The organism is Fodinibius roseus (assembly GCF_900129315.1).
GTDB classification, from domain to species: domain Bacteria; phylum Bacteroidota; class Rhodothermia; order Balneolales; family Balneolaceae; genus Fodinibius; species Fodinibius roseus.
Window position 1 is genome coordinate 1 of sequence record NZ_FQUS01000052.1, and the last position, 6442, is coordinate 6442.

General features: G+C 44.9%; 10 protein-coding genes. All 10 read left to right on the forward strand.

Annotated features, from left to right (window positions below; translation table 11 throughout):
* Positions 1–231: 231 nt before the first annotated feature.
* Positions 232–1008, forward strand: a complete 777-nt coding sequence (locus BUB16_RS20830) for a DUF899 domain-containing protein (RefSeq protein ID WP_073068754.1) — start codon at positions 232–234, stop codon at positions 1006–1008.
* Between the two features lie 221 nt (positions 1009–1229).
* Positions 1230–1487 (forward strand): hypothetical protein, encoded by a 258-nt coding sequence (locus tag BUB16_RS20835; protein ID WP_139240412.1) that lies wholly within the window; start codon positions 1230–1232, stop codon positions 1485–1487.
* A 160-nt stretch (positions 1488–1647) separates the two neighbouring features.
* The gene (locus BUB16_RS20840; RefSeq protein WP_073068756.1) at positions 1648–2139 is read left to right on the forward strand and encodes a DinB family protein; all 492 of its coding nucleotides are present in this window, start codon (positions 1648–1650) and stop codon (positions 2137–2139) included.
* Positions 2140–2174: 35 nt separating this feature from the next.
* Complete coding sequence (locus BUB16_RS20845) at positions 2175–2552, forward strand: DoxX family protein (protein ID WP_073068771.1); 378 nt, start codon at positions 2175–2177, stop codon at positions 2550–2552.
* Between the two features lie 22 nt (positions 2553–2574).
* The gene (locus tag BUB16_RS20850; RefSeq protein ID WP_073068757.1) at positions 2575–3003 is read left to right on the forward strand and encodes a VOC family protein; all 429 of its coding nucleotides are present in this window, start codon (positions 2575–2577) and stop codon (positions 3001–3003) included.
* Positions 3004–3309: 306 nt separating this feature from the next.
* Positions 3310–3717, forward strand: coding sequence for a VOC family protein (locus tag BUB16_RS20855; protein ID WP_073068758.1), 408 nt, complete (start codon positions 3310–3312; stop codon positions 3715–3717).
* Between the two features lie 167 nt (positions 3718–3884).
* Positions 3885–4817, forward strand: a complete 933-nt coding sequence (locus BUB16_RS21990; protein WP_073068760.1) for a VOC family protein — start codon at positions 3885–3887, stop codon at positions 4815–4817.
* Positions 4818–4851: 34 nt separating this feature from the next.
* Positions 4852–5289: an SRPBCC domain-containing protein gene (locus BUB16_RS20865; protein WP_073068761.1), complete on the forward strand. Its 438-nt coding sequence runs from the start codon at positions 4852–4854 to the stop codon at positions 5287–5289.
* Positions 5290–5312: 23 nt separating this feature from the next.
* Positions 5313–5750 carry a DoxX family protein gene (locus BUB16_RS20870; protein WP_073068764.1) on the forward strand — a complete coding sequence of 146 codons (438 nt, stop codon included), beginning with the start codon at positions 5313–5315 and terminating at the stop codon, positions 5748–5750.
* Between the two features lie 202 nt (positions 5751–5952).
* A complete protein-coding gene (locus BUB16_RS20880; protein WP_073068769.1) occupies positions 5953–6330 on the forward strand; it encodes an iron chaperone in 378 nt (125 codons plus the stop codon).
* The last annotated feature ends 112 nt before the right edge of the window (positions 6331–6442 follow it).

Genomic DNA, 6442 nt, shown 5'->3' on the forward strand with positions numbered 1-6442 from the left:
TTCCGTTTTAATCATCGAAATAAAAACTTATATAACGTCTTGCTGCAAAGGCTCAGAGAAGACCCTCTCTAAGTCGTTTGCTTCATAAGACCCTTTACAATTATACTTATTTGAGAAGCAAGACATGTGACGGAAAAAAGAAAGGGATTATGAACAACATCTTATTAACTCAATTTAACCTGCACCAGCGGTTATACAGCAAACAGTAATCAGTGAACAAGGTTAAGCATTATGTCAGATAATAAATATTCATTTCCAGAAATAGTTTCTCGTGAAGAATGGACGGCGGAACGCAAAGAACTCCTTAAAGAGGAGAAAGAGTTTACGCGGCAGCGCGACAGGCTGAGTGCCAAACGGCGAAAATTACCGATGGTCAAAATTGAAAAAGAGTACGAATTCGAAGGACCGGATGGGAAGGTGAGCCTGCTCGATCTGTTTGAGGATCGCATGCAGCTTATCGTATATCATTTTATGTTTGATCCGGATTGGGAGGAAGGCTGTCCGAGCTGCTCAGCCTGGGCGGATCAAATCGCGAGGGGACATCTTAATCACTTGCATGCTCGCTCCACCACATTGGCCTTGGTTTCACGCGCGCCGTTGGCTAAAATTTCTGTTTTTAAAAAGCGAATGAGGTGGGAGATCCCTTGGTATTCTTCGTACGGCAGCGATTTTAATTACGATTTTCATGTCACGCAAAATGAATCCGTCAAACCGGTCATGTACAACTACCGCGACAAAGCCACGCTGGAACACCTGGGACAACATTATCACATCGAAGGCGAACAGCCGGGTATAAGTTGTTTCCTGCGGATAGGCGATACCGTATATCATACCTACTCCACGTACGGCCGCGGGGGGGAGCAGGTGGGCGGGGCCCACTATTTTCTGGATATGACCGCACTCGGTCGGCAGGAGGACTGGGAAGAGCCCGAAGGACGTGCTACCGGGCTTGGAGCACCGGCCGGCAGTGACAAAATTCTGTATCCGGATGAATATGATGGACACTAAGAAGAGAATTACAAGTTCCTGTGCCGACAAATAATTTATGCAGTAAGTGAAAACTATTTCGAGCGCACTAACATAATGTCGCATTTATACAATTTATTGTAGTTACAAGCACTTATTTTAGGTTAGTAGATATCTTGCGGTTCGGTTTCAAAGAGAAGCGTTGACACAGGGTTGTCAGTGCTTGCTGATATATTCAGGAAAAGGAAAATTATTATCAGAGAATGCAACAATCCATGAAGGAAAAGAATATTATATCGGAGAATCTGAAAGTGCTGGTCTTTAGCTCAGACATAAATACCAGGATTAAAGCAAACCGGACAAAAAAAGAGCTTATGGCATTGGATGGTGTTTACCGGGCGGATGTGGATTTGGACGATCCGGATAAGGTATTGCGCATTGAATGTCACCCCCAATACGAAGCAGCCCTGATAGAAGAAAAAATGACAAAACTGGGGTTTCGGAGTGATAGGTTGATCTAAAACTATCCTCTTTATACCGTCCGCCATCTGGTTACACCAGCTTGTCGCATTCAACCGGTAAGAATGGCGTATATACACCGTGTAGATAAGCTAAACAGATGCTACATTGTGTTCAGAGACTGAGGGAAAGCCAATTAAATTAACAAAAAAGGGATTAATTGTGAATACCCCGTTAATAGCTCAATTTGATTTGCACCACCGCTTGTATAATAATGTGCTGGAAGACTTTACGGATGAAGAAACGAATCGGCGCCTCCATGAGGATACGAAAATGAATCATGTGAAATACCTGGCCGGACACATTTTAAATTCGCAATACGGCATTGCTCAGCTGGCCAACGCATCGTCCGTTGAACCGAAATGGAACGACTTGTTTGCCGGCGCGGGACAGTCGGAGGCCAAAGATAATTTTGATTATCCATCCATAGATATCATAAAAGACGAATGGAATACTATTCATAACCCGATCCGAAATAAGCTGGAGACCCTAACGCCGGATTTCCTATCGAACACGCCGCCCGCGCCAATGGATGAATTTGCCGAATCACGCGGCGAGCTGTGGGCGTTTCTCAATCATCATATTGCGTATCACATCGGACAGATAGGCATCCTGCGTCGTGGATTTGGGAAGGCACCCATGAGTTTTGAATAATTGTCACTACTTAATCCCCTAATAATCTCATGACGATGAAACCGAAGACAATTAAAATAAGCTACTGGATCGTAACGGTACTATTTGCTCTTGGTACCGCACTTACCAGCATCCCTACAGAAGCAGGAAGAGAGGTTATAACTACTACTCTGGGGTACCCGCCCTATCTGCTGAATATTCTGCTTGTTGCCAAGGTGCTGGGCGCCATTGTCTTGCTTCAGTCAACATTCAAAACGATTAAAGAATGGGCCTATGCCGGCTTTGCTATCGACTTTACAGGCGCGGCGGTCTCCGGAATTATTACCACTGGTGATATCGCATTTATCATTATGCCACTAATTTTTCTTGGGGTGATGTTTGCCTCATATTACCTGTGGAAGCAGCGACTTCAATTGATGAAAATTAACAAATAACCATTAACTAAATAACAAAATCATGAAATCAGTAAACCCTTATCTCAACTTTGACGGAAATACCGAAGAAGCATTTGAATTCTACCGCTCTGTTTTTGGCGGCGAACTACAGATTACGCGCTACAAGGATCTCGCTGACGATATGGGCGCCTCCAACGAAGATTTAAACAAGGTCGCAAATGTGGCACTACCGCTCGGTGACAATGCGGTGCTTATGGGAACCGACATACTGGAATCTATGGGTCAAAAAGTAACGCCTGGTAATAACTTTGCCATCACGCTTGAAACCGACAGCGCCGAAGAAGCAGAAGAACTGTTTAGTCAGCTTTCGGAGGACGGTGAAATCCAGATGCCGCTGATGGAAACCGAGTGGGCCGAAAAGTACGGCGATTTTATCGACAGATTCGGTATCCACTGGATGGTGAACTATACCGGGAAGATCAACTTCTAACAATTAGGGAAGCCTGCCATACTTTTAAGAAATGGCAGGTTATATCCTCAATATTAAAAGAGATATTATCATGAGTACAAGAAATATACCACCGCCCGAAATTGTATCACAGGATGAGGGGGAGGAAGCCCGCCCGGCGGATTGACGGTTTTTACCGTTGAGAAGTTTCGCAAGAACAGCACGGAAAAAAAGCACATACAATCCAAACCTGTCCTTCGACGAGGAATGGTCGGACGTAAAAAAGCACCAGGTAAGTGGATCGGGACCACCATTTGAATAAAAATTTAAAACAAATGAAAAATCACTATGAAAACGAAAAAAATTTGGGCCAACCTGTCGGTAAAAGATTTGGAACGCACCCACGGGTTCTACACAAAGCTGGGATTTAAACCCAACGGGAAGTTTTCCAAAGAAAACGGCCTGGTCAGTTTTCTGGTCGGTCAGGATGAATTCGTGGTGCACTTCTTCTTAGAGGAAAACTTAAAACCAGCCATGGGAGGAGAAATAGCGGATTTGGAAAACGGGAATGAAGTGATGTTCACCCTTTCGGCAGATAGCAGGGAAGAAGTGGATGGATGGGCAAAAGAAGTCAAAAAAGCAGGTGGAACCCTGTTTAGCAAGCCACAGACAATGCAAGGGAATAAGAATTGGTATGGATGTGGTTTTGCAGATCCGGACGGTCATAAATGGAATGTGTTTTATAACGGTAAGTAAAAGTTAACAGTGTACGCTTGAAAAAAATAAAAGTCATGACGACGAAAAACGGAGGAGCCTAAGTATGTTTAAAACATGAAAGCATTCAGTAGTTTTGCTGTGAATAATAGCGAAAAGGTCCGACAGTTTTATCGCTAATTAATACTAAAAATTTTTGGAGAGATAGTATGTCAAAAAAACAAAAAGAGCACACCCAAAAAATCATACCACACCTGTGGTTCGACGACCAGGCAGAAGAGGCCGTTAATTTCTACACTTCGCTTTTTGAAGATTCAGCAATCGGAGGTCTCTCCCGGTACGGAGAAACCGGAAAGGAGATTCACGGTCAGGAAGCGGGAACCGTAATGACGGTGGATTTTGAGCTTGCAGGTTTCAAAATGATAGCCCTGAACGGCGGCCCGCAGTTCAGTTTTACCCCTGCCATTTCTTTCTATGTGACTTGTGAAACAGAGGCCGAAGTCGACGAACTGTGGGAAAAGCTGTCCGAAGGTGGCACCCCGATGATGCCACTCGATAAATATGACTGGAGTGAAAAGTACGGATGGGTACAGGACCGGTACGGACTCACCTGGCAGATCTCCCTCGGCCAGTTGGAAGATGTACACGGTCAAAAAATTGTCCCCTCCCTGATGTTTGTTGATGAGGAAGGTCAGGCCGAGGAGGCGGTAAATCTCTACACCTCTCTGTTCGATGATTCGAGCATTACCGGATTGCTGCGCTACGGTCCGGGAGAGGACCAGCCGGAGGGCAGCGTCATGCACGCCCAGTTCCGCCTGAACGACGGGGAGGTGTTCATGGCGATGGATAGCTCTCCGGATAACGCTGATTTCACCTTCAACGAGGCGGTATCGCTAATGATACACTGCAAAAATCAGGAAGAAATAGATCACTTTTGGAGGTTGTCAGCCGTGCCCGAAGCCGAGCAGTGTGGCTGGCTGAAAGACCCGTTCGGCGTTTCGTGGCAGGTAGTGCCGGTGCAGTTGTCGGACATGCTGAACGATTCGGATTCCGAAAGAGCTGAACGGGTGACCGAAGCTTTTTTGCAGATGAAAAAGTTTGATCTTGAAAAGCTGCAGGAAGCGTATGAGGGAAACAAGTAACCATAAAAAGGGAAAACCATGAAAAGGGAAAACCATGAAAACACTACATTTTTCAAAAATAATTAACGTACCGGCAGGCAAAGTCTGGGATACGATGCTTGAAGACGAAACCTACCGGCAGTGGACCACCGCTTTTACCGAAGGTTCGCATTTTGAGGGAAGCTGGGAGGAAGGAGAGAAAATTCTTTTCCTTGACGCTGACGGCCAGGGTATGGTATCAACCATCGCCGAAAACCGGCCGCATGAATTTATCTCCATCAAACATATTGGCATCATCCATGACGGTGTCGAAGATACCGAGAGCGAGGAAGCCCGAAAGTGGGCACCCGCATTTGAAAATTACACTTTTACTGAAGAGAATGGAAGAACAACAGTAGCCGTCGACATGGACATCGAAGAAGAGCATGAGGAGATGTTCCAGGATATGTGGCCGAAAGCGCTGCAGAAACTGAAGGAACTGGCAGAGAATTAGATAACAATTCAAAAAAGAAAGTTATGGATAACAGTATTTCAAAAAGTCGCCTGTGGACAGCACGAGTTATGGGTGGACTTGTCATCCTGTTCATGTTGATGGACAGTATCTTCAAATTTATACAACCCGAAGAAGTGGTACAGGGAACACTGGAGCTCGGATACGCTGAACACCACATTGCGATCATTGGTGCCCTGGGACTGTTGTCCGTTCTTTTGTATGCCTTTCCCCGTACATCACTGCTCGGTGCCGTATTGTTGACCGGGTACTGGGGCGGGGCGGTTGCGACCCATGTTCGGATAGACGATCCGCTTTTTACTCACACCCTTGTTCCTGTCTATATGGCGGTGCTGGCCTGGGGATCGCTCTGGCTAAGGGATGAACGGATACGGAATCTTATTCCATACAAAAGAGCATTTAAAAATGAGGAGAATTATTCTAACCATGCAGATATCCCTTGAAGGGATCATTTCGGATGTTTGTTCATCCGGTGGTTGTCGGACAGGGTGAAAGGCTGTTTAAAGATGTCCAGTTAAAGATCTCATTGGAATTGATCAGCCAAGAAAATTATCAGAATAGGGTCGTGGGTTTGTATTATCAAAACACCAATGAAAGTATTGACGGACAGAGCTGGCGATTCATAATCCAAACACGCAAAAGATCATGGCAATAACGGACTTGAAAACTATAGACGAATACATCAGTACGTTTCCGAAAGAAATTCAGGGAAAGTTGGAAAAAATTCGACAAACGATTCATAAAGCGGCACCAGAGGCGCATGAGGAGATAAAGTGGAACAGGCCAGCTTACTCTGATGAGGAGAGAATATTAGTAATGTTTGCTGCCTTTAAACACCACATCGGGTTTTATGTAACTCCGAGTACTCTTCAGAATTTTTCAGATGATCTTTCTGAATTCAAAACCGGGAAGGGGTCCATTCAATTCCTATTTGAGCAGGCACTTCCAACAGACTTGATTCAGAAGATTACAGAATTTCGTGTGTGGGAAAGCAAAGAAAAGGGTGTTAACTGGAAATCATAAGCTTTAGAACCATTAATCTGAAGTAGTCACGATGAAATCTGACAGTTTAGTTAGATTAGGAGATGCAACCAACTAATCACTAAACCCAGATTCACCATGACTACCCAAGATA

Excerpts from the sequence above, each read along its gene's own strand:
- BUB16_RS20865 (WP_073068761.1), top strand. The coding sequence starts at position 4,852 with ATGAAAACACTACATTTTTCAAAAATAATTAACGTACCGGCAGGCAAA.
- BUB16_RS20845 (WP_073068771.1), top strand. The coding sequence starts at position 2,175 with ATGAAACCGAAGACAATTAAAATAAGCTACTGGATCGTAACGGTACTA.
- BUB16_RS21990 (WP_073068760.1), top strand. The coding sequence starts at position 3,885 with ATGTCAAAAAAACAAAAAGAGCACACCCAAAAAATCATACCACACCTG.
- BUB16_RS20855 (WP_073068758.1), top strand. The coding sequence starts at position 3,310 with ATGAAAACGAAAAAAATTTGGGCCAACCTGTCGGTAAAAGATTTGGAA.
- BUB16_RS20880 (WP_073068769.1), top strand. The coding sequence starts at position 5,953 with ATGGCAATAACGGACTTGAAAACTATAGACGAATACATCAGTACGTTT.
- BUB16_RS20830 (WP_073068754.1), top strand. The coding sequence starts at position 232 with ATGTCAGATAATAAATATTCATTTCCAGAAATAGTTTCTCGTGAAGAA.
- BUB16_RS20835 (WP_139240412.1), top strand. The coding sequence starts at position 1,230 with ATGCAACAATCCATGAAGGAAAAGAATATTATATCGGAGAATCTGAAA.
- BUB16_RS20870 (WP_073068764.1), top strand. The coding sequence starts at position 5,313 with ATGGATAACAGTATTTCAAAAAGTCGCCTGTGGACAGCACGAGTTATG.
- BUB16_RS20850 (WP_073068757.1), top strand. The coding sequence starts at position 2,575 with ATGAAATCAGTAAACCCTTATCTCAACTTTGACGGAAATACCGAAGAA.